The organism is Pantoea sp. UYEF8, assembly GCF_040546285.1.
In the GTDB taxonomy this organism is placed as follows: Bacteria; Pseudomonadota; Gammaproteobacteria; order Enterobacterales; family Enterobacteriaceae; genus Pantoea; species Pantoea brenneri.
This window is the reverse complement of sequence record NZ_JBEPNM010000010.1, coordinates 79,998-102,848: the sequence shown is the minus strand read 5'-3', so window position 1 is coordinate 102,848 and position 22,851 is coordinate 79,998. Positions and strand designations below refer to the sequence as shown.

At 57.1% G+C, this 22,851-nt stretch carries 20 protein-coding genes; 15 read left to right on the top strand and 5 right to left on the bottom strand.

Annotated features, from left to right (window positions below; all coding sequences use genetic code 11):
* Window positions 1-38: 38 nt before the first annotated feature.
* Window positions 39-443, bottom strand: a complete 405-nt coding sequence (locus ABIB18_RS17650) for a hypothetical protein (protein ID WP_240493219.1) — start codon at window positions 441-443, stop codon at window positions 39-41.
* A 349-nt stretch (window positions 444-792) separates the two neighbouring features.
* On the opposite strand from ABIB18_RS17650, the gene ABIB18_RS17645 reads away from it, so the two are divergent.
* Genes ABIB18_RS17645 through ABIB18_RS17630 form a run of 4 tightly spaced genes read left to right on the top strand, consistent with a single transcriptional unit; the run spans window position 793 to window position 4,221 of the window.
* Window positions 793-1,707 (top strand): metal ABC transporter substrate-binding protein, encoded by a 915-nt coding sequence (locus ABIB18_RS17645; RefSeq protein ID WP_354475032.1) that lies wholly within the window; start codon window positions 793-795, stop codon window positions 1,705-1,707.
* On the top strand, window positions 1,704-2,519 hold the full coding sequence (locus tag ABIB18_RS17640) for a manganese/iron ABC transporter ATP-binding protein (RefSeq protein ID WP_069729631.1): 816 nt from the start codon (window positions 1,704-1,706) through the stop codon (window positions 2,517-2,519). The genes ABIB18_RS17645 and ABIB18_RS17640 overlap by 4 nt, the downstream gene beginning before the upstream one ends.
* A gap of 2 nt (window positions 2,520-2,521) precedes the next feature.
* Window positions 2,522-3,382 (top strand): iron/manganese ABC transporter permease subunit SitC, encoded by an 861-nt coding sequence (gene sitC / locus ABIB18_RS17635; RefSeq protein ID WP_089562259.1) that lies wholly within the window; start codon window positions 2,522-2,524, stop codon window positions 3,380-3,382.
* Window positions 3,382-4,221: a metal ABC transporter permease gene (locus ABIB18_RS17630; protein ID WP_354475029.1), complete on the top strand. Its 840-nt coding sequence runs from the start codon at window positions 3,382-3,384 to the stop codon at window positions 4,219-4,221. Before sitC ends, ABIB18_RS17630 begins: the two co-directional genes overlap by 1 nt.
* Before the next feature lie 22 nt (window positions 4,222-4,243).
* Here the strand turns inward: ABIB18_RS17630 and ABIB18_RS17625 are convergent, their stop codons facing one another.
* Window positions 4,244-5,140: a LysR family transcriptional regulator gene (locus ABIB18_RS17625; protein ID WP_354475131.1), complete on the bottom strand. Its 897-nt coding sequence runs from the start codon at window positions 5,138-5,140 to the stop codon at window positions 4,244-4,246.
* 458 nt (window positions 5,141-5,598) lie between these two features.
* Here ABIB18_RS17625 and ABIB18_RS17620 point away from each other — a divergent pair, with 458 nt between their 5' ends.
* The 5 genes from ABIB18_RS17620 to ABIB18_RS17600 all read left to right on the top strand — a co-directional run bounded on the left by ABIB18_RS17620 (window position 5,599) and on the right by ABIB18_RS17600 (window position 11,039).
* The gene (locus tag ABIB18_RS17620; protein WP_201306432.1) at window positions 5,599-6,063 is read left to right on the top strand and encodes a (2Fe-2S)-binding protein; all 465 of its coding nucleotides are present in this window, start codon (window positions 5,599-5,601) and stop codon (window positions 6,061-6,063) included.
* The gene (locus ABIB18_RS17615) at window positions 6,060-7,052 is read left to right on the top strand and encodes an FAD binding domain-containing protein (RefSeq protein WP_031375960.1); all 993 of its coding nucleotides are present in this window, start codon (window positions 6,060-6,062) and stop codon (window positions 7,050-7,052) included. Before ABIB18_RS17620 ends, ABIB18_RS17615 begins: the two co-directional genes overlap by 4 nt.
* Entirely contained in the window at window positions 7,049-9,376 is a 2,328-nt protein-coding gene (locus tag ABIB18_RS17610) for a xanthine dehydrogenase family protein molybdopterin-binding subunit (RefSeq protein ID WP_354475027.1), read from the top strand. The genes ABIB18_RS17615 and ABIB18_RS17610 overlap by 4 nt, the downstream gene beginning before the upstream one ends.
* Before the next feature lie 110 nt (window positions 9,377-9,486).
* A complete protein-coding gene (locus tag ABIB18_RS17605; protein WP_279810621.1) occupies window positions 9,487-10,053 on the top strand; it encodes a nucleotidyltransferase family protein in 567 nt (188 codons plus the stop codon).
* Window positions 10,050-11,039 carry an XdhC family protein gene (locus ABIB18_RS17600; protein WP_279810618.1) on the top strand — a complete coding sequence of 330 codons (990 nt, stop codon included), beginning with the start codon at window positions 10,050-10,052 and terminating at the stop codon, window positions 11,037-11,039. Before ABIB18_RS17605 ends, ABIB18_RS17600 begins: the two co-directional genes overlap by 4 nt.
* Here the strand turns inward: ABIB18_RS17600 and ABIB18_RS17595 are convergent.
* Together ABIB18_RS17595 and ABIB18_RS17590 are read right to left on the bottom strand one after the other, a co-directional pair.
* Complete coding sequence (locus ABIB18_RS17595) at window positions 10,977-12,182, bottom strand: ABC transporter substrate-binding protein (RefSeq protein WP_046289546.1); 1,206 nt, start codon at window positions 12,180-12,182, stop codon at window positions 10,977-10,979. The genes ABIB18_RS17600 and ABIB18_RS17595 overlap by 63 nt on opposite strands.
* On the bottom strand, window positions 12,169-14,298 hold the full coding sequence (locus ABIB18_RS17590; protein WP_354475024.1) for a TonB-dependent siderophore receptor: 2,130 nt from the start codon (window positions 14,296-14,298) through the stop codon (window positions 12,169-12,171). The genes ABIB18_RS17595 and ABIB18_RS17590 overlap by 14 nt, the downstream gene beginning before the upstream one ends.
* Before the next feature lie 471 nt (window positions 14,299-14,769).
* On the opposite strand from ABIB18_RS17590, the gene ABIB18_RS17585 reads away from it, so the two are divergent.
* The 4 genes from ABIB18_RS17585 to rluF all read left to right on the top strand — a co-directional run bounded on the left by ABIB18_RS17585 (window position 14,770) and on the right by rluF (window position 19,383).
* A complete protein-coding gene (locus tag ABIB18_RS17585; protein WP_031375964.1) occupies window positions 14,770-15,660 on the top strand; it encodes a MurR/RpiR family transcriptional regulator in 891 nt (296 codons plus the stop codon).
* Between the two features lie 191 nt (window positions 15,661-15,851).
* Window positions 15,852-17,834, top strand: coding sequence for an autotransporter outer membrane beta-barrel domain-containing protein (locus tag ABIB18_RS17580; RefSeq protein ID WP_354475129.1), 1,983 nt, complete (start codon window positions 15,852-15,854; stop codon window positions 17,832-17,834).
* A 76-nt stretch (window positions 17,835-17,910) separates the two neighbouring features.
* A complete protein-coding gene (locus tag ABIB18_RS17575; RefSeq protein WP_031375966.1) occupies window positions 17,911-18,396 on the top strand; it encodes a GNAT family N-acetyltransferase in 486 nt (161 codons plus the stop codon).
* Window positions 18,397-18,507: 111 nt separating this feature from the next.
* Window positions 18,508-19,383: a 23S rRNA pseudouridine(2604) synthase RluF gene (gene rluF / locus ABIB18_RS17570; RefSeq protein ID WP_031375967.1), complete on the top strand. Its 876-nt coding sequence runs from the start codon at window positions 18,508-18,510 to the stop codon at window positions 19,381-19,383.
* A gap of 69 nt (window positions 19,384-19,452) precedes the next feature.
* Here rluF and ABIB18_RS17565 read toward each other — a convergent pair whose 3' ends face one another.
* Complete coding sequence (locus ABIB18_RS17565) at window positions 19,453-20,511, bottom strand: SDR family oxidoreductase (RefSeq protein WP_354475022.1); 1,059 nt, start codon at window positions 20,509-20,511, stop codon at window positions 19,453-19,455.
* 98 nt (window positions 20,512-20,609) lie between these two features.
* Here ABIB18_RS17565 and ABIB18_RS17560 point away from each other — a divergent pair, with 98 nt between their 5' ends.
* On the top strand, window positions 20,610-21,524 hold the full coding sequence (locus ABIB18_RS17560; protein WP_354475020.1) for a LysR family transcriptional regulator: 915 nt from the start codon (window positions 20,610-20,612) through the stop codon (window positions 21,522-21,524).
* Between the two features lie 109 nt (window positions 21,525-21,633).
* Window positions 21,634-22,305 carry a hypothetical protein gene (locus tag ABIB18_RS17555; protein ID WP_354475018.1) on the top strand — a complete coding sequence of 224 codons (672 nt, stop codon included), beginning with the start codon at window positions 21,634-21,636 and terminating at the stop codon, window positions 22,303-22,305.
* Window positions 22,306-22,851: the final 546 nt, after the last annotated feature.

Sequence of the window (22,851 nt, the reverse complement as noted above, 5' to 3'; positions counted from 1 at the left end):
ACACCTGCACAGGCCGACAGTGGGGAAGACCGGTCAGGTCAACCTTTAAACACAATATCATCAGCAGAGTCAGTGCTCATTTTGTCAGCGTTCAGCGGCTTTGATAACCAGCCTGCCTGCTCAGTGTTACGTGCGCCAATCGTTTTGAAACCCATTAACCATTGTCGTACCTGATGCAGCTGTTCCAGACGGTTTTCATCCACTTCTGAAGCAGACATCGAAAGCAACTCACCAATCAGCAATTCTACATTAACCTCCTGACTGGCTTCAATCAGGTTCATTGCTGCTTCGCCAATGATGAAATTCGCTTTTTCGTCGCTGGAAAAATACAAATTATCCTCCCTGGTTTTATTGCGGTAAGTAACATTCACTGTAGCAAAAAAATTCGTTAAATTTAATTTATCCTGACTATCAATTTGTCTCTTTTGATAGCCATTAGTCACCGATCTCTCCCTGACAACCCGGCTGACCGTGCATTTCACTTCTTTTATCGCCTGGCCTATATCGTTTGATTCGACAGTAAAGCGGGCTTTTCAGGACGGTTCTGATCCGGTGCTGACCACCCGGCGCACAACCTCATACATTCAGCGTCGCCGATCAGCGGACAAAGCACATGCCTAAATAATCCAGTCTAATCAATCAATAACCACGCTTGTTGACATAACTTCGCATTACGACGCTGACGTTGAAGAAACTTCACAAATGGAGCCTGTCGTAAAGGTATAGCCTGTGCTATAAAAAATAGCACAGGCTAATTATGTTTTAATTTTAATCATCTCTGGAGATCGTGCGATGGCCCCGATAAAAAAAAGCGTAACGCTGGTTTTCAGCCTGTTGCTGAGCGCGGTGATATCCACCAGCAGCTATGCAGCAGAAAAATTTAAGGTCGTGACCACCTTTACCGTGATTGCTGATATGGCAAAAAACGTGGCGGGCGATGCGGCAGAGGTAACCTCAATTACCAAACCGGGTGCCGAAATTCATGAATATCAGCCGACGCCGGGTGACATTAAACGTGCGCAGGGCGCGCAACTGATTATGTCGAACGGGCTGAACCTCGAACGCTGGTTTCAGCGCTTCTATCAGCATCTTGAAGGCGTACCGGAAGTGGTAGTATCGCGGGGCGTCGAACCGATTGGCATTGGCGAAGGGCCATATAACGGCAAGCCCAATCCTCACGCCTGGATGTCCCCGGATAATGCGCTGATATATGTCGATAATATCCGGGATGCGCTGGTGAAGTACGATCCCGCTAACGCTGAAACCTACCGTCAGAATGCCGCCGCCTATAAGCAAAAGATCACGTCGGCGCTGGCGCCGCTGCGCCAGCAGGTGGCCGCAATCCCTGAAAATCAACGCTGGATGGTGACCAGTGAAGGTGCGTTCTCCTATCTGGCGCGCGATCTCGGTATGAAAGAGCTTTACCTCTGGCCGATCAACGCCGATCAGCAAGGTACACCGCAGCAGGTGAGAAAGGTGATCGATCAGGTGAAGCAGCATGCCATTCCGGCGGTATTCAGCGAAAGTACCGTCTCTGACAAGCCTGCCCGGCAGGTGGCGCGCGAAACCGGTGCCTGGTATGGCGGCGTGTTATATGTCGACTCATTAAGTCAGGCGCAGGGGCCGGTGCCAACCTACCTTGACCTGCTGCGGGTTACCACCGCGACGCTGGTCGACGGCATTAATCACGGGAGGAGCGCGCCATGAGCGACACTATCGTGGTTTCCGGGGTCAGCGTCACCTACCGAAACGGCCATACGGCGCTGCGTGATGCCAGCTTCAGCATCCCCGGCGGCTCCATTGCCGCCCTGGTCGGCGTTAACGGGTCGGGTAAATCGACCCTGTTTAAGGCGCTGATGGGCTTTGTCCGGCTCTCCGCCGGGACGATTTCAGTGCTGGGTATGCCGACCCGTCAGGCGCTGCGCCAGAGCCTGGTGGCTTATGTTCCCCAGTCTGAAGAGGTTGACTGGTCTTTTCCGGTGCTGGTGGAGGATGTGGTGATGATGGGCCGCTACGGCCACATGGGCCTGTTGCGGCGGCCTAAACGCCACGACCGCGATATTGTCGATGAGGCGCTGGCGCGGGTCGATATGCTGGCGTATCGCCAGCGACAGATCGGCGAACTTTCCGGCGGACAGAAGAAACGGGTTTTCCTCGCACGGGCGATTGCCCAGCAGGGCAGCGTGATCCTGCTGGATGAGCCGTTCACCGGCGTCGACGTCCAGACCGAGGCGAAAATCATTGCCCTGCTCGATGAGTTGCGTGACGAAGGTAAAACCATGCTGGTCTCAACCCATAATCTGGGATCGGTGACGGAATTCTGCGACTACACCGTGATGGTCAAAGGCACCATCCTCGCCAGCGGTCCGACCCGCACCACCTTTACCACAGCCAACCTTGAGCGGGCGTTTAGCGGGGTGCTGCGTCACGTGGCGGTCAACGGGCTGGACGATCAGATCATTACCGATGATGAGCGTCCGTTTATCGCGCCGCGCGCCTCGCTTAACGACGGGAAGTGACCATGAATCTGTTACTGGAGCCGTTCGGATACCACTACATGCTCAACGCGATGTGGGTCTCCGCCATGGTTGGCGGACTGTGCGCGTTTCTCTCCTGCTACCTGATGCTCAAAGGCTGGTCGCTGATTGGGGATGCGCTGTCGCACTCGATTGTTCCCGGCGTAGCGGGCGCTTATATGCTTGGGCTGCCGTTTGCACTGGGCGCGTTTCTGTCGGGCGGACTGGCGGCCGGCAGTATGCTGCTGCTTAATCAGCGCACCCGTTTAAAAGAAGATGCGATCATCGGTCTGATTTTCTCCTCGTTCTTTGGCCTTGGCCTGTTCATGGTGTCGCTGAATCCCACCTCGGTGAACATTCAGACTATCGTGCTGGGCAATATCCTGGCGATTGCACCGGCCGATATCCTGCAACTGGCGCTGATCGGCGGCGTGTCGATCATCATTCTGCTGTTTAAGTGGAAGGATTTAATGGTGACCTTTTTCGATGAGAATCATGCGCGCGCTATCGGTCTGCGGCCCGAGCGATTAAAGATCCTGTTCTTTACTCTGCTGGCGGTTTCGACCGTGGCGGCACTGCAAACCGTCGGGGCGTTTCTGGTGATCTGTCTGGTGGTGACGCCGGGCGCTACGGCATGGTTGCTCACCGATCGCTTTCCGCGCCTGCTGATGATTGCGGTGGCGATTGGCAGCATAACCAGCTTCCTCGGTGCCTGGGCGAGTTATTATCTCGACGGTGCAACCGGCGGGATTATTGTGGTGGCGCAGACGCTGTTATTCCTGCTGGCGTTTGTCTTCGCCCCGAAGCATGGCCTGCTGGCGAGTCGGCGTCGCGCCCGCAACCCTGCCGATGAGGAGCCTGCCTGATGTCGATGTTTGAACCTTTCCAGTTCGCTTTTATGCAGAGCGCGTTGCTGATCGCGCTGGTCGTGGCGATCCCCTGCGCCTTGCTGTCGGTCTTTCTGGTGCTGAAAGGCTGGGCACTAATGGGCGATGCGATGAGCCATGCGGTGTTTCCCGGCATCGTGCTGGCCTGGGTGCTGGGCATTCCGCTGGCTATTGGAGCCTTTGTGGCCGGGCTGTTTTGTGCTGTGGCCAGCGGGTTTCTGCAGGACAACAGCCGGATTAAACAGGACACAGTACTGGGGATTGTCTTCTCCGGCATGTTCGCAGTCGGCTTGATTCTTTACATCGCGGTGAAGCCTGAAGTGCATCTCGACCATATTCTGTTCGGCGATATGCTCGGCATCACCCGCGCCGACATCATCCAGACGCTGATTATCGCCGCACTGATTGTCGCGGTGATTGCGCTGAAGTGGCGCGATCTGATGCTGTTCAGCTTCGATCCGCAGCAGGCACAGGTATGTGGCCTGCCGGCCCGGTTGATGCATTACGGCCTGCTGTGTATGGTGTCGTTAACCATTGTGGTGACCCTGAAAGCGGTGGGTATTATCCTGTCGATCTCGCTGCTGATCGCGCCGGGTGCGATTGCGGTTCTGCTGACAACCCGCTTTTCCCACGCGCTGCTGATTGCGGTGCTGGTGTCAGTACTGGTGTCACTCAGCGGCGTCTATCTCTCTTTCTTTCTCGACAGCGCACCGGCGCCGACTATCGTGGTGCTGTTTGCATTGGTGTTCATCGTCGCGATGATCGTCTCTGGTCAGAAGACACGGCGGCTGGAGCGCCAGCAACGGCCGGTTGCATAACCGAGCGCTGCGCTATCGCTGCTTACTCGCCGCGATAGCGCACTGCCTCAATCAGATGAGCAAACGCGCGGGTATGCTGTTTGCGGCTGGGATAGTAGAGGTAATAGCCGGGAAACGGTTCACACCAGTCGGCCAGGACCTGCACCAGACGCCCCGTAGCAATGTGCTCAGCAACACTGTCCTGCGGCACATAGCAGATGCCCATGCCACAGAGCGCCGCATCAATGCGCGCCGCCAGAGTATTTAAGATCAGCTGACCTTCGACCCTGACCCGAATCTCCTTTTTGTCGCGCATAAACTCCCAGTTATAGAGTCCCCCGCGCGTCGGTAAGCGCAGATTGATGCAGTTGTGTTTTTGCAGATCGTAAGGGGTGGCAGGCACGCCATACTGTTCGAAGTAGTCGGGCGAGGCGACCACGCACATATTCCAGTCCGGCCCAATGCGTACTGCGATCATATCTTTTTCGACCTGCTCACCCAGCCGCACACCCGCATCGAAGCGGCCACTGACAATATCGGTCAGGGTATTATCAACCGAAAACTCGATATTCACTGCGGGATAGCGCTGCAGAAACGGCTTAGTCAGCGGCCACAGCGTCGACATCAGCGCATGTTCACCGGCCGTAATGCGGATGTTGCCCGCGATCTCTCCCTGAGTATCGGTGACGCTGACCAGCTCGGACTCAATCTCGTTGAATAACGGCGCGATATTTTTGATCAGGCGCTCGCCTGCGTCAGTCGGCGCAACGTTGCGAGTGGTTCGGGTCAGTAATCGCAGGTTAAGACGCTCCTCCAGTCCACGGATCGCGTGGCTAAGCGCCGATTGCGATACGCCCAGTTTCGCTGCGGCGCGGGTAAAGCTGCGCTCCTGAGCCACCACCACCAGATACATCAGGTCGTTAAAATTCTCTCTCAGCATATTTTTCTGGCTCATTAAACCTGCCGGCACTGCCTCTGCAGGTCGTTGACATATTTTTGCGCACCAGGGCTGCAGGTGCGGACTTTAAGTTCAGGGCGCAACAGCATAGTGCATCTTCCCCGGCGGCATTGATGAATTCTGTGCATTACGCTTGTGAAGGTGATTAATAAAACCCGACGTTAAAGAATCTATCTGTATCAAACAGATAGCCTGGCGATAAGGCCAGTTCAGTGCTTAACAGTGGATCGGTCTGGCAGGATAAGAGTGGGCTTTTTGCCCGCTGCGCTGCCGGATCGTAAAAAAGCTGCTAAAACTAAAGACGTGCATACGCGCGCAAAGCTTAGGGTTATCCGGATTCTCCCCGATTTATATCCCGTCCGAAACAGACTAATAAAAAAATTACACTTTTAGCCCCCAACAATGGGAAGCAGACAATGTCAGAAAAAATTTCGCTAACAATGCAGGTCAATGGCCAGCCATACCCGATGGAGATCGATCCCCGGGTCACCTTACTTGATGCATTACGTGAGCACCTCAACCTGACCGGCACTAAAAAAGGCTGCGATCAGGGACAGTGTGGGGCCTGCACGGTACTGGTTAACGGTCAGCGGGTGCTGAGTTGTCTGACGCTGGCCGCTCAGGCTGACGGCGCTGAGGTGACCAGCATTGAAGGGCTGCAATCTGCCAGCGGTGAATTACATCCGGTGCAGCGTTGCTTTGTTGAAAACGATGCCTTCCAGTGCGGCTACTGTACGCCAGGCCAAATCATGTCGGCCGTCGCCTGCATTAAAGAGGGCCATGCCGGATCGGACGATGAAATCCGCGAATACATGAGCGGCAACCTGTGCCGCTGCGGTGCCTATCCACACATTGTCGATGCCATTAAACAGGCGGCGGCTGAAATGGCGAAGGAGTCCGCATGAATCCCTTTCACTGGAAAGTCGCACAGTCAGCCAGCGAAGCCGCAGCGTTAAAGCAGCAGTCAGGCAGTCAGATTCTGGCGGGCGGTACCACTCAACTCGATTTGATGAAATGCGGCGTGTTTAACCCGCCGCAGCTGATTGGCATTAACGGCCTGTCTGAACTTCGCAGCCTGAGTTTTGACAATGATAAAATCAGTGCTGGCGCGCTGATCACCATGAGCCAGCTGGCCGATCATCCCGACTGTCAGCAACATGCGCCCGCTATCTACGGCAGCTTATGGCAGGCCGCGTCGCCGCAAATCCGCAATATGGCCACGCTGGGCGGCAATTTACGTCAGCGCACCCGCTGTGCTTATTATCGCGATCCGGCGACCTTTTCGGCCTGCAATAAACGCAATCCCGGCTCCGGCTGTGCCGCACGGCAGGGCGTCAACAGTAATCACGCCATTCTGGGTGCCAGCGACAGCTGCATTGCGGTCTATCCGGGTGACCTGGCGGTCGCGCTGGTGGCGTTTGATGCGGTGGTGATAGTGCAGAACCCGCAGGGCGAAACTCGCCGGATCGCCATTGATGATTTCTTCCTGCTGCCGGGAGAGACGCCGGATCAGGAACACGATCTGCGCGATGACGAGATCATCGTGGCGATTGAAGTGCCACAAACCGCTTCCCTGCAACGCTCTCACTATCTCAAAGTGCGCGATCGCAGTTCTTACGAGTTTGCCGCCGCCAGCGCAGCCGCTGGTTTCACGCTGGAGAATGGCGTGATGCGTCAGGTGCATATTGCGCTGGGCGGCGTTGCCACCAAACCCTGGCGCGCCACGCGGGTTGAGCAGGCGTTAGAGGGACAGCCGTTCAACGAAGAGACGGTATTCCAGGCCGCGGAGCTGATCAATCAGGAAACCCAGGCGCTGGAGCATAATGCGTATAAAGTGAAGCTGGCCCCGCGCGTAATAGCGCGTGCGCTAATGGCAGCAGGAGAGATCGCATGAGTGAAGTAAACCACGACGCACGCCAGGCTAAACACATCCCTGAAGCCACCGCGGGCGACACGGCGACGGCCGAAGCTGGCAGCCCGATTGAAGGATTGGGCGCGGCCCGATCGCGGGGTGACGGCCGGGTTAAGGTGATCGGTGAAGCACGTTATGCCATCGAACATCAGCCGGAAAATCCGCTGTACGGCGTCGTGCTCCAGTCAACCGTCGCCAGTGGCCGCATTTCCCGCCTGTCAGCCGAAAAAGCCCTGCAGGCTGACGGTGTGCTGGCAGTCTATACCCATCTGAATCCGTTAAAGATTAACAAGCCGACCGCGATTGCTGACGGCGGCGCAGCGCAGTCCACTTACACCCCGATTCAGGACGATGTGATCATTCATAACGGCCAGAACATTGGCATCGTGATCGCTGAAACCTTCGAGCAGGCCACCTGGGCAGCCTCGCTGGTTGAGATCGAGTATGAGACCACGCCGGCGCGGGTGTTTGCCACCGACGAGGGCGTCGAGGCTAAACCGATGTCGGCGCAGGATATTGATCTGGGCGATGCGGCGACCGCAATGCACAGTGCCGAGGTGCGTATCAACCAGCGTTATACTACCCCGCGTGAATACAACATGCCGATGGAGCCACATGCCTGCATCGCGCACTGGCACGAAGGTCAGATCACGGTCTGGGAACCCAGCCAGTGGGTGGCGGGCGCGCAGGTTGAAATCGCCGAATGGCTGGGGATTGAGACCGAAAAAGTACGGATTATTTCACCCTATGTCGGCGGGGGTTTTGGGTCCAAACCGGTGCCTTACACTCACGTTGCCTTAGCCAGCGTCGCGTCGCGCGCCCTGAACCGTCCGGTGAAAGTCTCACTGACCCGGCCGCAGAACTTTACCGGTCTGGGTGGACGTCCGGCGACCTCGCAGCAGCTGGAGCTGGGCGCTTCACGTGACGGTAAAATTGAGGCGATTATTCAGCGCAGCTTCAGCGAAACCTCGCTGATTGATGTATTTGCTGAGAACTGCAGCAAAGTGACCGCCCGGATGTACGCCGTCAGCAACGTGTCGGCACAGCATCAGGTCCGACTGATTAACACCGTCACGCCAGGCTGGATGCGGGCGCCGGGCGAGAATCCCAGTGCGTTTGGCCTTGAAGTGGCGATGGATGAGCTGGCCTATGCGCTGGACATCGATCCGCTGGAACTGCGTCTGCGCAACTGGGCAGATAAAGATTATCAGCTCGATCTGCCGTGGAGTACGCGTCGGCTGAAAGAGGCGTACCAGAAAGGGGCAGAAGCGTTTGGCTGGGATAAGCGCATTATGACGCCGCGTTCCATGCGTGAAGGCCGTGAGCTGATAGGCTGGGGCATGGCCTCCGGCACTTATCCGGTCAACCGACTGCCGGCCGAAGCGAAAATCATCCTGACGCCGCAGGGCCGCTTTGTGGTGCAGTGCGCCGGCGCAGATATCGGAACCGGCACTTACACTATTCTGGCGCAGACGGCCGCGGATCATCTCGGCGTCGATTCGGAAACCATTGAGGTAGAGCTGGGCGATACAGCGTTGCCGCGCGCAGGCGTGGCAGGCGGATCGCAGCTGGCCGGTAACCTGACGGCGGCGGTGAACGATACCGCGAAGAAAATGCGCGAACGGTTGCTGGCTCTGGCCAGTGAGCTGCCCGCGTCGCCGCTCAGCGGCCTGCCGGTGTCGCAGTTTACCCTGCAGGATGGCGCAATTCAGCACAGCGGTGGATCGGGCCTCTCGCTCGCCCAACTGGCGACGCTGGCACCTGCCGATAGCCTGAGCGTGAAAGGCGGGACCTTCCCGGACGACATGCCGCAAAGCGAACGCGACAAAATCGTGCGTAACCTTAACGACATGAGCCGGCCAGAGGCGTTTTCCGCCCACAGCTGGAGCGCACAGTTTGTTGAGGTGCGGGTCGATGAAGATTTCGGCACCATCCGGGTGAAACGCATGGTGGCGGCACTCGACAGCGGTCGGCTCTACAACCCTAAACTGGCGCGCAGCCAGTGGATCGGCGGGATGATCATGGGCGTCGGTCAGGCACTGATGGAAGAGGGGATTATCGATCCTCGCAACGGTCGGGTAATCAACAATAACCTGGCGGACTATCTGGTGCCGGTTAACGGCGATATTCCCAGCATCACCACCATCAATGTCGGTGAACCCGACTTTGAGGCGACCACCATGGGCGGTAAAGCGGTCGGTGAGCTGGGCATCGTTGGCGTGGCGGCGGCGATCAGTAATGCAGTCTTCCATGCCACCGGCAAGCGGGTACGTGACCTGCCGATCACCCTCGACAAAATCATCTGATTACGGCGGATGCCGGGCCGGCTGCAATTGATGCCGCCGGCGTTGAGATCAGGTTTACGGGCGCAGGGCCAATCCTGCGCCCGTTTTTATCGCCAGCGGGAGAGGCTGTTTTGAAGATAGCGATTGTGATGATGGCGGCGGGCTTCAGCCGCCGTTTTCGTCAGCAGAGCGGTGAACACAAATTGCTGGCTCAACTGAATGGCAAGCCGCTGTTACAGCATACCCTGCAACAGGCGGCGGCCAGCGGTCTGGATCTGTTTGTGGTAACCCGTCCGGAGCAGGCAGCGATTCGGGCGTTGATCGATCCGGCGACGGCGGTGCTGTGCGACAGCCACGGGTTGGGTGATTCCATTGCCGCCGGTGTTGCTGCCAGCAGCGAATACGACGGCTGGCTGATCGCACTCGGTGATATGCCGTTGATCACCGCCGACAGCTATCGGGCCGTCAGCGCAGCGCTGGCCGATGCGGCGGTGGTCAGACCCTGGGTCGACGGCATACCGGGCCATCCGGTCGGCTTTCAGCGGCACTATTACCCGCTGTTAACCGGCTTACTGGGTGATGTGGGCGCGCAGGCAATAGTCAAACGTGACGCGGTTCGCTTGCCCCTTAGCGATCGCGGCTGTGTTTATGACATTGACCTGCCGGGCGATTTGCAGGCGATAAAGGAATTTTCATGATTACGCTGGACCAACGGGTGATTAATGCGGCGTTAAGCAGCTGCGAGGCGGGGCAATCCGTCTGGCTGTGTACGGTATTGCGGACTTACGGCTCGTCGCCGCGCGCGCCCGGGACGCTGATGACGGTCAATCAGGCGGGCGCATACTGCGGTTCGCTGTCAGGTGGCTGCATCGAAGAGGATTTTTTAGCCCAGCTGGCGACCGGCGATTACCGTGCCAGCAGTCAGCAGGTGCGTTATGGCGAAGGCGGCATGCGTCCGAATGTCAGTCTGCCGTGCGGCGGCAGTCTGGAGATTATGATTGAATATTTGCCGCCCGATACCGCCAGTCTGGATTTGCTGATCGCGATGCAGCGGGCGCTGAGCGGCCAGCAGCCGATGGTGAAGCTGATCCGGCCCGGTGAGCGCGCGCAGTGGGAAGCGATGGCGGCGGATCGGCGATTACCCGCTCTCAGCGTCAGCGACCAGCTGGTACGGTTACCGGTCGGCGCGATCCCGGAACTGCTGGTGGCCGGCTACTCCAGCGTGGCGTTTGAATGCATCCGGCTGGGCCAGATGCTGGGATTTCATGTGCGGGTTTGCGAGCATCGTCCCGGGATGCTCGATGAACTGGAGCGCCACTTCGGCGCAGCCGATAACGTTACGCTGGTGCGCCAGCATCCGGCGCGCTGGCTGGAGCTGAACGGGGCGCATGCGGCCGTGGCGATTGTGGCGCTGACCCACGATCCACGCATTGATGACCTGACGATGATGGAAGCGATCGCCACGCCTGCCTTTTATATCGGCATTATGGGATCGGTGAAGAACAGCGAAAAGCGCCGGGCGCGGCTGCAGCAGATTGCGGGGATGGATCGCAGCGAGCTGGACCGCATCCATGCCCCGATTGGCCTGCCGATTGGCAGTAAAACCCCGGCGGAGATCGCGCTATCGGTGATGGCTGATATCGTCAGGGTGAAGAACCTCGGGCGATCGCTCCCGGCTGCCTGACGGCGGGGCGTTGACCGGCGCCAGCCGATAGAGGTAGCTGCCGGACAACGGAATCGGCAGAAACTTCTGGAACATCTGCCTGAGCGTCTGCTGCGGATCAACATCGTGAAACAGCTCAGGATAGAGCGTGGTGGCAAAAAACTCGGTTGCTACCACGTGCCATGGGCTGAGATAGAAGTTGTGCCACAGCGCACCGCTATGCCCGTCACGCAGCGCCCGCAGCTGCTTCAGGCCGTTTTGCTGTTGGGTCAGCCTCAGCAGGCTTTCGCGGGTCTGGGCCGCTGAGACGGCCGGGCCCAGCGTTAACCTATCCGGTTCATCAGCGTTACCGATACCGGTCGCGAAGTAGTAATCCGGCTGGGCGGCAATCACCTGCTCCTCACTCAGCCGTCCGAACACCCCTTTAACCTGCTGGCTGGCAATGTTCTCGCCGCCTGCAAAGCGCAGCAGTTCGCCAAGGTTGCCGTTTACCGAGGTGACGCAGCACTCGCTGCGCCGTCCGAGATGCAACTGCAGCAGCACGGTCGGTTTCGGCCCGTGATAGCGTGCCAGCCTGTTCGCTATTCGCTGCATGTGGCTGCGATAAAAACGATTGAAGTCGGCTGCCCGCTGCGGCTGATTGAACACTTCGCCCAGCAGCGTCATGCTGCGCTCACTGTTTTTCAGCAGATGAACCCGCAAATCAACCTTCAGCACCGGAATCTTTGCTGCTTTCAGCATCGTTTCCAGCTGCAGCCCGGCATCGCTGTTGCGTGCCAGCTGCGGCAGGATCACCAGATCGGGCTTCAGCGCGATCACCTGTTCCGGATTAATGTCATTTACCCCCTCCTGACCGAGAGCCGGTATCGTCAGCATCTGCGGAAACTGGCGGGCAAAAATCTGCCAGGTCTGCGGATCGTACTTCTTCAGATCCTGCGGCCAGCCGACAATCTGCTGGAGCGGATTTCCGGGCGTCAGCAGCGCGATGCTATACAACATCCGGCTCTCGCCCAGCACAATCCGCTGTGGCCGATCCGGCACGCTGACCGTTTGTCCGGTGATATCGGTCAGGGTGCGCGCCCCGGCTGGCGAACTGGCGCAGACCAGGCCGATCAGTAACAGGCTGTTACGCAGCAGACGGGCGAGCGGATTAAAATTCAACACTGGCTTGTACCATCAGATTACGGGTTTCGCCTTCGCGGACGCGCAGGTTGCCGCCGCTTGAACTGTAATAGTGTTTATCGAACAGGTTATTCAGATTGAGCCGCAGCTGCGTTTTCTGCCCGAACAGACGATGATTCCAGGCGACAAAGCTGTCGGCCACCACATAATCCGGCAGGGTGAAACTGTTATCCGGATCGCCAGCACGGCTGCCTACATAGCGCGCACCGCCGCCAAGCCGGAAGGTGCCGGGCAGGTTACTGAACTGCAACTCATGGCTCAGATAAAGCGCCCCGGCATGGCGTGGCGCATTTTGCAGCCGGTTACCGTTGTTATCCGGATTGACCCGATCCTCAATGATTTCGGCCTGGTCATAGCTGTAATTAGCACTGAGATCCCAGCCGGGTGCGACTTCACCATTCAGCTCAAATTCAGCGCCGCTGGAGCGGGCTTTATCAATCGCGCGGGTCGTGCCGTTAATGCTGAGCGACATCGATTTTTCATCAATGCGATACAGTGCGACAGAGGCAAACAGCTTCGGTGAGACTTGCCATTTGCTGCCGATCTCCCAGCTGGTGCCCTGTTCGGGTTTGCCAACGTTGCCATCGTCGTCCACGTCGGTGGATGGGGTGAAGGATTTACTCACGCTGGTGTAGAACGATAACGCGGGCGTGAGTTTATAGATGATCCCGGCCTGGGGCAGAAACTTGTTACCCTCATCGTTGAGCGTTTCAACCTGCGGATCAAAGCCTTTAGAGGCGCGTTGCTCATAGTGCTGATAGCGGCCTCCAAACACAACGGTCCATTCTGGTGACAGTGTCACGCTATCTTTGGCGTAGATCGAACGGCTATGAATGCGGTTCAGGTTGTTGGCGTTAGCACTGTTTTCCGTGCTGCTGTCAGTCAGCGGTGACAACTGGTCATATTCAGGCTGGAAGAAATTGAAGTTAGTGGTCGCCTTGCCCTGATACTGATGGGCGCGATAAGTCTGGTTCATCTCATAGTCGGTGCCGACCACCAGCGCGTGCGACAGTCCGGCGATTTCCGGGTTGCCCAGCAGATCCCAGCTCAGGTATTTGGTCTTGTGGTTGAAGCCTCGATTGGCATCGGCCCGACGGGTCACCGCACCGGTGGTGGTATTGACCGCCGTCACCCGGACTTCATTGTTGTCATAGCGCCGCTGGTTCCAGCCGAGGGTGAAACGGGTGCGCCACTCATCATTAAACTGCCATTCGTAGTGCGCATTAAGGGTTTTGTTGTGCCCCCAGGCGTGGTTAGCGGTGTCATCCAGACGATCCTTATAACCGATGTCGATCGGCTTGCCGTCAATAAACGCAGTGCCGCGATCGTAAGGAATGTCATAGCGGTAATCGGCATAGCTGATTAAAAAACTCGCCTGATCGCCGTACCACTGTAAAGACGGAGCCAGCAGAGTATGTTGCTCACTGCCAAAGTTGCGCCAGTAATCCTGATTCTGCTTCTCAGCGATCAGTCGAAACGCAAAGCCATTACCCAGTGGGCCGGTTACGTCCAGCGTACCTGCGCCGCCACCCTCGCTGGCATAACGGCCACTGACTTTGGTGTGCCAGCGATATTGCGGTTTCTTGCTGACCACATTGATCACCCCGCCGGGATTCTGAATACCGTACAGCAGCGAGGCTGAGCCTTTCAGCACCTCAACACGCTCGGTGGTGGCATCGAAATTGAGTCCCTGACTGCTGCGGATGCCATCACGATAGATCGAACCATCGGCATTGCTGCCAAATCCGCGCCGGACAAAACCATCTTCGGTGCCGGCCAGCGTATTCGCTTCCGTTACGCCACTGACAAAGCGCATCGCATCCGCCAGCGAACTGGCCTGATAATCCTCCAGCTGCTGCCGGGTAACCGTGCTGATTGATTGCGCCTCATCCAGTCGCGCGGTGGGCATTTTGCTGGCCACGCTACTCTGGCTGTTGGTGTAACCCGTTTCCGGGTTGTCGTCGGCGGTTACGGTCATATCCGGCGTGCCGGCAACGGTTGCAGCCTGTGCCTGCATCACAAACAGTGCGCTGCAGATCGCCATCGCCAGCGCCGAATGGCGTGCCGGAGTTGTACTTTTATCTGAACGGTTGGTCATTTTTTCTTTTCATGTCTGAAGCGAGTCATGCTTTACGGTTCAGCACAGCGCGGGCTGCTGCTGACCGCCCTGGCGGTATTCTGCAAAACGCAGAGAATAAACAGTGATCGGACGGCGATAGCGGCGCGGATCAGAAGGGCAATCTGCGGCGACGACAATACTTCTCATCTGTAATTGAGAATCATTCAACCATTGCCGATTGTAGTAGTAAACATAAATAATGATGAAAACACTACATTTTCAGTTGCCGCATTTTGCCGGTTTAATCAGTCAGGGTTTTCGATATAACTCATTGAAATATAGGTTTTAATACAAATTACCCTAGCTTGATTAGCGGTTAATTCCCCAGCATTATCAGGTGAATTACAGCATGGTTAGGCTTGCCCACTACAGCGTTCAGGTTAAAATCAGCGCTTTTCAGGGTGGGTAAACCTTCTTGTCCGACCCAAAACTCAGCCAGCAGGTATGAAAATGAAACAGGCCAGGACCGGCAAAAATCGGGTCGATATTTTCGGGGAACGTCTGCGTTCGCGGGAAAAGCAGCTGTCGCCCCGGCTGCTGGCGGTGGCTCGCTATATCGATCAACAGCGGGAAACGGTGCTGGAAAGCACCGCGATGGAGATAGCACTGGCTAATCAGACCTCCGATGCAACGGTGATCCGGGCAGTTCAGGCGCTGGGTTTTAGCGGCCTGCGCGATCTGAAACAGACGCTGCAGGCGTGGTTTGGTCCGTCGCTGACCTCCGAAGAAAAGATGATCACCACTGTCAGTGAGGTGACCAGCGACGTTAACAGTGCAATTGATTTTGTACTGGAGGGGCACCGGCGCGCCTGTGAGGTGATGTCGCAGCCGCAGAACCGTGTCGCCGTCGCCGATGCGGTGGCGCTGCTGGGGGAGGCGCGTCAGGTGGCGATTTTTGGCATCAACGCCTCCGGAATTCTGGCGGATTACAGCGTCCGCCTGTTAAATCGTATCGGGCTGCCGGCGTTTTCCCTTAATCGCGCCAGTATTGCGCTGGCCGAACAGATGCTGGCACTTCAGCGCGGTGACGTGCTGGTGATGATGGCGCAACAATCGGCGCACCGCGAAGGCACTACCGTGGTCCGCGAGGCAAAACGGCTGGGAATTCCGATTATTTTGCTGACTCATGCCACCGAGTCGTTTTTTGCCCGCGAAGCCGATGTGGTGATTAACGTTCCGCGCGGCGGTGAAAACGGCCGGATTCCGCTGCACGGCACCATTATGGTCTGTCTGGAAATGCTGATTCTTTCGGTGGCGTCCACGCTACCTCAGCGCACGGTCAAAACCATGAAACGGCTGCAGGATCTCTATCGCGGCCTGAAACCTGCCGGTAAAAAATAGTCCCTGCAGTGCCCGGCGGTCATCATCTCTGCCGGGCGAGACACCGCATCTGACCAAATTTTCCCGCTTTGAGATCCCGATCGCGGCTTTTCTGCTGCCATTTTCTGCTGCCGACTACGCTTACTTTGCTTTGCGAGATTGAGCCTCTTTTTTGCTTCTTTTAATCCCTGTTACCTTGTGCGGAGCCGATGATGAAATCCTTTCACGCGCGACACCTGCTCTCCAGTGCAGCGATAACCACCCTGAGTCTGCTGTCGCCGCTGCCGGCAGCGGCCTGGAGTCAACTCACCGTGTTTGGCGATAGCCTGAGCGACGGTGGCAATGTGGGCCGCTTCACCTACGACGCGGCGTCCCATCCGTTATATGACGAGATACTGGCGCAACAGCTGAATCAAACCCTGCAGCCGTCTTCTCAGGGCGGCAGTAACTATGCCGCCGGAGGTGCGGTGGCGGTGCCGGCGCTTAATCCGCAGTACAACAGTCAGGATCAGCTAGACCGTTATCTGGCCGCCAGTGGCGGTCGCGCTGACGGCAATGGTCTCTATATTCACTGGATCGGCGGTAACGATCTGGCTGCTGCCGCAGCCGATCCGCTGAATGCGGTGCAGGTGATTGATCACAGTGCCCGCTCTGCGGCCGACCAGGTCAGCCGGCTGCTGGCGGCCGGGGCGGGTACCGTGGTGGTGCCGACGGTGCCAAACGTCGGGGCGACGCCGGCATTACTGCAGGCCATTCTGCAACCGCTTGGCCCGGTAGCAGAACCGGCTATGGCGGCGCTGTTCCAGTCGTTAAGCAGCGTCACAACTCCCGATCAGGCGGCGCGCGAGCAGGCTATTGAGGCGGCATTCCGCCAGGCTGCGGATCAGATCCCGGCCATTCCACTGGTGCGTGAGGCTATCGCCCGCCAGCTGTTTGCCGCCTGGCAACTGTTAAGCGACACCGCGGCGACGCTGACCGACCGTTATAACCAGCTCGAAGAGCAGGGGCTGGTGGCAACCGGCGGCAATATCGCGCGGGTCGATATCAACCGGTTGTTCAATGAGGTGATCGACAATCCCGTTCAGTACGGCATCAGCAACAGCGCAGGCATGGCCTGTCCGCCTGGCGTCTCGGCAATGGATTGCACCTCGGCCACGCCGGGTTTCTCTCAGGCGCAGCAGTATCTGTTTGCGGATCGTCTGCATCCCAGCCCGGCGGTGCATGCCCTGATCGCTGACTATATTCAGTCGGTGCTGGATGCGCCGTTACAGGTGGCGGCGCTGAGTCAGTCACCGCTGATGCTGGTGAAGGATGCGCGTAGTACCCTGGAAGGACATTTACAGCAGCAGCGCCAGCAGCCTGCGGAGGCCGGACAGTTTACCGTGTTTGGTGGCTATGCCGGTCAGTCACGGAATTTCCGTGGCGACAGTTATCAGGATGGCGATGCCACCACCGCCAATGGCGCGGTCGGTATCGGTTATCAGCTAAACGACAGCTGGCAGGCCGGGGCGATGTTTTCAGCGACGTCGCAGCGTCAGGAGCCTTCGTCGCGTTACGACTACCGGCTGCGTGGCAATCTGGTGGCGCTGTGGAGTCAGTTGCGGCTGTTTGATCAGGGCTGGATTAACGCCGATCTGCATTATGCCGATCTCGATTTCGATGATATTGAGCGTCAGGTCAGGCTGGGTCCGGCCACCCGGACTGAACAGGGCAGTACCGACGGTAAGCTGCTGGGAATGCGAATTGAAACTGGCTGGGATCTGCCGCTCGGCCAGTATGTTTCTACCGGTCCGGTTGCCAGCTATGCGCTGGATTATAGCCGGGTCTCAGGCTATCAGGAGCAGGGCAATCGCAGCAGCGCCATGCGCTTTGGCGATCAGACGCTGCACTCGCAGGTCGGGTCTGTCGGCTGGCGCATTGACAGCAGGCAGCTGTTGATCAATCCGTGGGCGCAGATCAGTTACAACCATCAGTTTGGCGACAGTGACTCAGCGGTGACGGCCGGGCTGAAATCGACCCGCACGGCGTTTACCCGCACCAGCGAAACCGGCGATGACCACTGGCTGGATATGGCGGTCGGGGCCAGCGTGCCGCTTGGCACTGCGGTAACCGCATTTGCTGGCGTCTCTGCGGTGGCGGGCAACAGCGAATATCATCAGGTGAGCTGGAACGTCGGGCTCAATGCGCGCTTCTGATCGGCGGCGATCGCACTGCAGGGAAGCGGTGTGATAACGTAGCGAGACGGTCGCATTGATGAAGCAGGAGAGGATGATGAAGGTCAGACGGGCTTCACCTGAAGAGGCAACAATCTTGTGGGATATCAGAAACCAGGCGATTCGCCACGGCTGCCAGACGGCGTATGCGCCCGAGGTGATTGCAGCCTGGACGCCGGACCGGATGCCCGCCAGCTTTCCGGCGATGATCCGCGAAAATCCTTTCCTGGTGATCGACGGCCCTGACGGCCAGCCGGTGGCGACCGGCTCGCTGGATCTGGCGGCCGGCAGCATTGAAGCCATTTTCACCCTGCCTGGCTTCACCGGGCAGGGGTTGGCGGGCGAGATTATTGAGACCATCAAAGCAGAAGCACAGCGCCGTGGCTACCGGCGCCTGACGCTCTCATCTACCCCTAACGCCGCCAGCTTTTACCTGCAACATGGCTTCGAGTTGCTGGGAGAAAGTGTTTATCCTTCAAAGCTGGCCGGCAGTGGATTGCGCTGTATGGATATGGCCATTGACCTGTCAGCGCCGTCTGACTGAGTCACGCCGTTCAGCCGGACCGGGCCGCGCTTCCGGCGTGGAAAAGTTTCGCTCGCAAACACTTCGCAAGCCCACGCCGGTAAGGTATAGTCCGCGTTTTTTGGAGGAACCATGCTGACTCACTCATCAACTCGTCTCAATAAATACATCAGCGAGAGCGGAATCTGTTCTCGTCGCGACGCCGATCGTTATATCGAACAGGGCAACGTTTTCATTAACGGCAAACGCGCCACTGTCGGCGCGCAGGTTTTTGCAGGCGATGTGGTGAAAGTGAACGGTCAGCTTATCGAACCGCGTGATGAAGATGATTTAGTGCTGATTGCGCTGAACAAACCGGTCGGCATTATCACCACCATGGAAGAGGGTGAGCGCGACAACATCAGCGATTTCGTTAACCACAGTAAGCGGGTCTTCCCGATTGGCCGTCTGGACAAAGATTCTCAGGGGCTGATTTTCCTGACCAACCACGGCGATCTGGTCAATAAAATCCTGCGCGCCGGTAATAATCACGAAAAAGAGTATGTGGTTACCGTTGATAAGCCGATTACCGACGAGTTTATCGCCGGAATGGGCGCGGGCGTGCCGATGCTGGGTACCGTGACCAAAAAATGCAAAGTCAAAAAAGAAGCGCCTTTTGTGTTTCGTATCACCCTGGTGCAGGGGCTGAATCGCCAGATCCGCCGCATGTGTAAGCACTTTGGTTACGAAGTGACGAAGCTTGAGCGTACCCGCATCATGAACGTCAACCTGAAAGGTCTGCCGCTGGGCGAATGGCGCGATCTGACTGATGACGAACTGATCGAACTGTTTAAACTGCTGGAGAACTCTTCTTCAGAAGATAAGCCGGCAAAGAAAGCGCCGGCTAAAACCGCCGCAGCAAAAAAACCGCAAAAAAGCCCGTCCCGTCCGGCTGCTGGCAAAGCCGAGCCTGACAGCGCCTCCCGCAAGCGTTTTGCGCAGCCGGGACGCAGGAAGAAAGGGCGCTAATCGTTATGCCGCGCAGCCAGCCAGGCGTTCCGGCCGTGCTGTCTGCGTATGCCAATCGTACTGAGGCGGTCAGGGAATAATTCTGGCGGCGCGAAAGCGGGCAAACAGATCGCAGAACATCCGGTCGGTTGCGCGGTACTGATGAAACCCCGCCTGACGGATTTTGCTGCCGTCGCCAAACATATCGTAGTGCCAGCCGAAGACGAAATCGGCAAAACTGCCGTCACTGAGCGCCAGAATATCGGGCTGAACCAGTTGGTTAGCCGCAGCGATATCCTGCCAGTTGTGTCGATAATCGCTGAACAATTGCTGCAGCGATAAGGAAACGGGCGGCGCGATCTCAAGATCAAACCACGCCGCGATCACCGGCCACAGCTCACTCCAGCGCCATAAATCACCATTATTCACGTTAAACGCCTGATTGCGTGCGTCGGATGCCTGTCCGGCCCAGATCGTGGCGTCTGCCAGTAATTCAGCGTCGGTAAAGTCGACCAGGCTGTGCCAGGTCTGCACCGAACCCGGGAAGCGCAGAGGCAGCTTTTCAGCACGACAGAGTGAGGCATAGAGCGCCAGACTCAGCGCCATGTTCATGCTGTTGCCCGGCCGGTCGCTGCCAACCACGCCGGGACGCAGCGCGCTCCAGTGCCAGGCTTTACCCTGTTGCCGATCGGCCAGCCAGCGAAGTTGTTCGGCATTAAATTCAGCACCCGGTACGCCAGCATCGCTTTCCCGCGCTGGCGTTTTAAACGGTCCGAGATGGGCACCGTAGACCTTATATCCCTGCATCAGACTGACATGCTGCAGCGGCGCGACCTGCTCCATGCTGCTGACCAGATTTTGCAGCATCGTTACGTTGGGTTTCACCATGGCGGCCCAATCCGGGGCATTGAGCCAGGCACTGTAAAAAATATGCGTAACCTCGGTGAGCGCTGAGAGCACCTGATTACTCTGCTGCTGATCGAGCAGATCAACAGCGAGCACGTTGGACTGACCGGGGTCGGGCTGTCGCTGGCGGCTCAGGCTGATAACCTGCCAGTGCTGTGCCGAGAGCGCGCGAATAAGTTGCTGGCCCACGATACCGGTTGCGCCTGCCACCAGCGCGACGTTTGTTTCCTGCCTGTTATTCATGATAGCGATCTCATCTGGAGTGAAATCACAGTCTCACCTGGGCTTCTTTGTGATTAAATCCCCCTTATACCGATAACACTTATTAAGAAATCCACTAAATGCAGAACAAACTGACTGCGATTCAGTCATTCATTCGCGTTGCCGAAGCGGGATCGTTTTCAGCAGCCGCACGGCAACACGGCCTGAAACAGTCGGCGATGAGTCAGCAGGTGGCGGCGCTCGAAGATGATCTGGGCGTGGTTTTGCTGCACAGAACTACGCGTGCGATGGCGTTAACCGAAGAGGGACAGCGTTATCTGCAACAGGTCAGGCAACTGTTACATGCCATGGATGAGCTGGAGCAGCAATTACGGCCGGGCTCGCAGCCGTTGCAGGGAAAGCTGCACATCCAGTTACCCAGCGGGCTGGGCCAGCGCTTTATGCCGCAGCTGCTGGCGTTTCAGCAGCAGCATCCGGCATTACAGCTCGAGGTGGCGCTTGACGATCGCTTGTCGGATCTGATTTCTGAAGGCGTCGATGTTGCCATCCGTCTCAGTGAAGCGCCGCCGGCAGGCCTGGCTGTGCGCATGCTGGCCACGATTGAAACGATGCTGGTGGCCTCCGCTGACTGGGTGGCGCAGCACGGGCAACCGCTGACGCCCGCCGATTTACAGCGTCATCCTCACATTCGCTTCAGTGGCCTTCAGCCGGATGCGCCGCTGCGCCTGGTCTCAGCACAAGAGAGCGTGTCGCTTGCAGTGGAATGCGTCTTTCGCTCGAATAACAGTCACTCGCTGACAGAGGCTATTGAAGCCGGGCTGGGGATAGGCGGGATACAGAGGCTGATGGCCAGCGAGGCGCTGGCAGCCGGTAAGCTGGTCAGAATTTTGCCTGACTACCGGCTGCCGGACCGCTATCTCTATGCCATCTTTCCCGATGCACGCTTCATTCCGCAAAAGGTACGCCAGCTGGTGGGCTGTTTTGAGCAGAGGCTTGCCGCTTTGCAACAACAGACCCAACAGCGGCAGGATTAGCAGCTGGCACCGCACGACCGCCGCCTCCCCGACACATTCAGAAGATGACCCCTTTTCAGGGTTCAGAGGGCGTGGCAGGATAAGCGCAAAATGTTAAGGAGAGCGCCTGATGTTGCTGAAAGGTATGAACGATCCGCTGCTGAAAGCGTATCAGCATCCTAAATCACGGATGATGATTAGCCGTTTCAGAGGGCTGGCAGGCGATCGTAAACTCAGTGACTGGCAGGTATTTTGTATTCTGGTGACCGGATTTACCAATTACTGGTACGTACAGGCGGGTCATTTCAGCATAAACGTCAGTTGCAGCAAAACCCGGCAATTTGATTTCATGCAGGACTTTCTGCATGTTTCGGTGACGCTGGAAGGGTTGATTTGCGACGATAACTTCCGCTGTCCGGACTTCTTTTTGCCGCGTTACGATGTGCCTTATGAATTTTGCCGCTGGCGCAGCAAGCGAGGCTACGACTCCTCGCTGACCTATGTCAGTAACCACGGTGTGAAATCACATAAGGCTATCTTTGTCGCTTCAGATGACGCCGCAGATGAAGAGCGTGTGATGAAGTGGGAAGGGATGGTCAACGTCTATGATAAAACCTTTTTCTCGGTCGCCAACTTCAGTACCACACAGGCGTTCCTGGTCAAAGACATCACCAAAACGATTCACGAAGGCCTGGTGAAACATCTCAACTTCTACCGGGATTTATTCAGCTATATCTTTCCGTCCCCGGCGGCAGCACGACTGCAGGCGCGTGATGACAGACGCCTGCTGAACAAAATGTAACCTGCTGTTTTCACCGCTGTATTGCGCAGCCAGCGGGCTGGGTATCTGGCGCTGTAATCTTCGCTGAATGTTGGAGTTCAGCGCTTTAAACAGCGTATGGCTCGCGGCTTGCCTGGTAATTTCGCTCTGGAATTATTAACGGTGTATTTTATAGCTGTAATTTATTGCTGTAACTGATTGGGACGATTATTTGATCGTTCGTGATTCAGAGCGTGGCTTTCTGCCGGGTCATTATTGCCATTGCAGGTCAGATGAATTTTTCCGTAATTGATAGCGGCTTAACGCCCGTTAACGGAAGCGGTAAACATAATCTCTTATCAATTATCCTCGGCTAATCAGTAACCTCTATCCTTAATATCGTCCCCGCCGATAGACAAAGCCGTGGGTACTGAAAATCTCATCCTTCAGATCAAGGAGAATTGAAAGCTAAACCTGTTAAATAACGTTGTCATATGATGATGTTTTATTTTATAAAACGGTGTTAGTTGCTCTGTGAACTGTTGCAAAAAACAATGTAACGCATTTCATTAACACCAGGTTCCATTC

Coding starts and splice junctions, on each gene's coding strand:
- ABIB18_RS17645 (WP_354475032.1), top strand. CDS start 793: ATGGCCCCGATAAAAAAAAGCGTAACGCTGGTTTTCAGCCTGTTGCTG.
- ABIB18_RS17640 (WP_069729631.1), top strand. CDS start 1,704: ATGAGCGACACTATCGTGGTTTCCGGGGTCAGCGTCACCTACCGAAAC.
- sitC (WP_089562259.1), top strand. CDS start 2,522: ATGAATCTGTTACTGGAGCCGTTCGGATACCACTACATGCTCAACGCG.
- ABIB18_RS17630 (WP_354475029.1), top strand. CDS start 3,382: ATGTCGATGTTTGAACCTTTCCAGTTCGCTTTTATGCAGAGCGCGTTG.
- ABIB18_RS17625 (WP_354475131.1), bottom strand. CDS start 5,140: ATGCTGAGAGAGAATTTTAACGACCTGATGTATCTGGTGGTGGTGGCT.
- ABIB18_RS17620 (WP_201306432.1), top strand. CDS start 5,599: ATGCAGGTCAATGGCCAGCCATACCCGATGGAGATCGATCCCCGGGTC.
- ABIB18_RS17615 (WP_031375960.1), top strand. CDS start 6,060: ATGAATCCCTTTCACTGGAAAGTCGCACAGTCAGCCAGCGAAGCCGCA.
- ABIB18_RS17610 (WP_354475027.1), top strand. CDS start 7,049: ATGAGTGAAGTAAACCACGACGCACGCCAGGCTAAACACATCCCTGAA.
- ABIB18_RS17600 (WP_279810618.1), top strand. CDS start 10,050: ATGATTACGCTGGACCAACGGGTGATTAATGCGGCGTTAAGCAGCTGC.
- ABIB18_RS17590 (WP_354475024.1), bottom strand. CDS start 14,298: ATGACCAACCGTTCAGATAAAAGTACAACTCCGGCACGCCATTCGGCG.
- ABIB18_RS17585 (WP_031375964.1), top strand. CDS start 14,770: ATGAAACAGGCCAGGACCGGCAAAAATCGGGTCGATATTTTCGGGGAA.
- ABIB18_RS17580 (WP_354475129.1), top strand. CDS start 15,852: ATGAAATCCTTTCACGCGCGACACCTGCTCTCCAGTGCAGCGATAACC.
- ABIB18_RS17575 (WP_031375966.1), top strand. CDS start 17,911: ATGAAGGTCAGACGGGCTTCACCTGAAGAGGCAACAATCTTGTGGGAT.
- rluF (WP_031375967.1), top strand. CDS start 18,508: ATGCTGACTCACTCATCAACTCGTCTCAATAAATACATCAGCGAGAGC.
- ABIB18_RS17565 (WP_354475022.1), bottom strand. CDS start 20,511: ATGAATAACAGGCAGGAAACAAACGTCGCGCTGGTGGCAGGCGCAACC.
- ABIB18_RS17560 (WP_354475020.1), top strand. CDS start 20,610: ATGCAGAACAAACTGACTGCGATTCAGTCATTCATTCGCGTTGCCGAA.
- ABIB18_RS17555 (WP_354475018.1), top strand. CDS start 21,634: ATGTTGCTGAAAGGTATGAACGATCCGCTGCTGAAAGCGTATCAGCAT.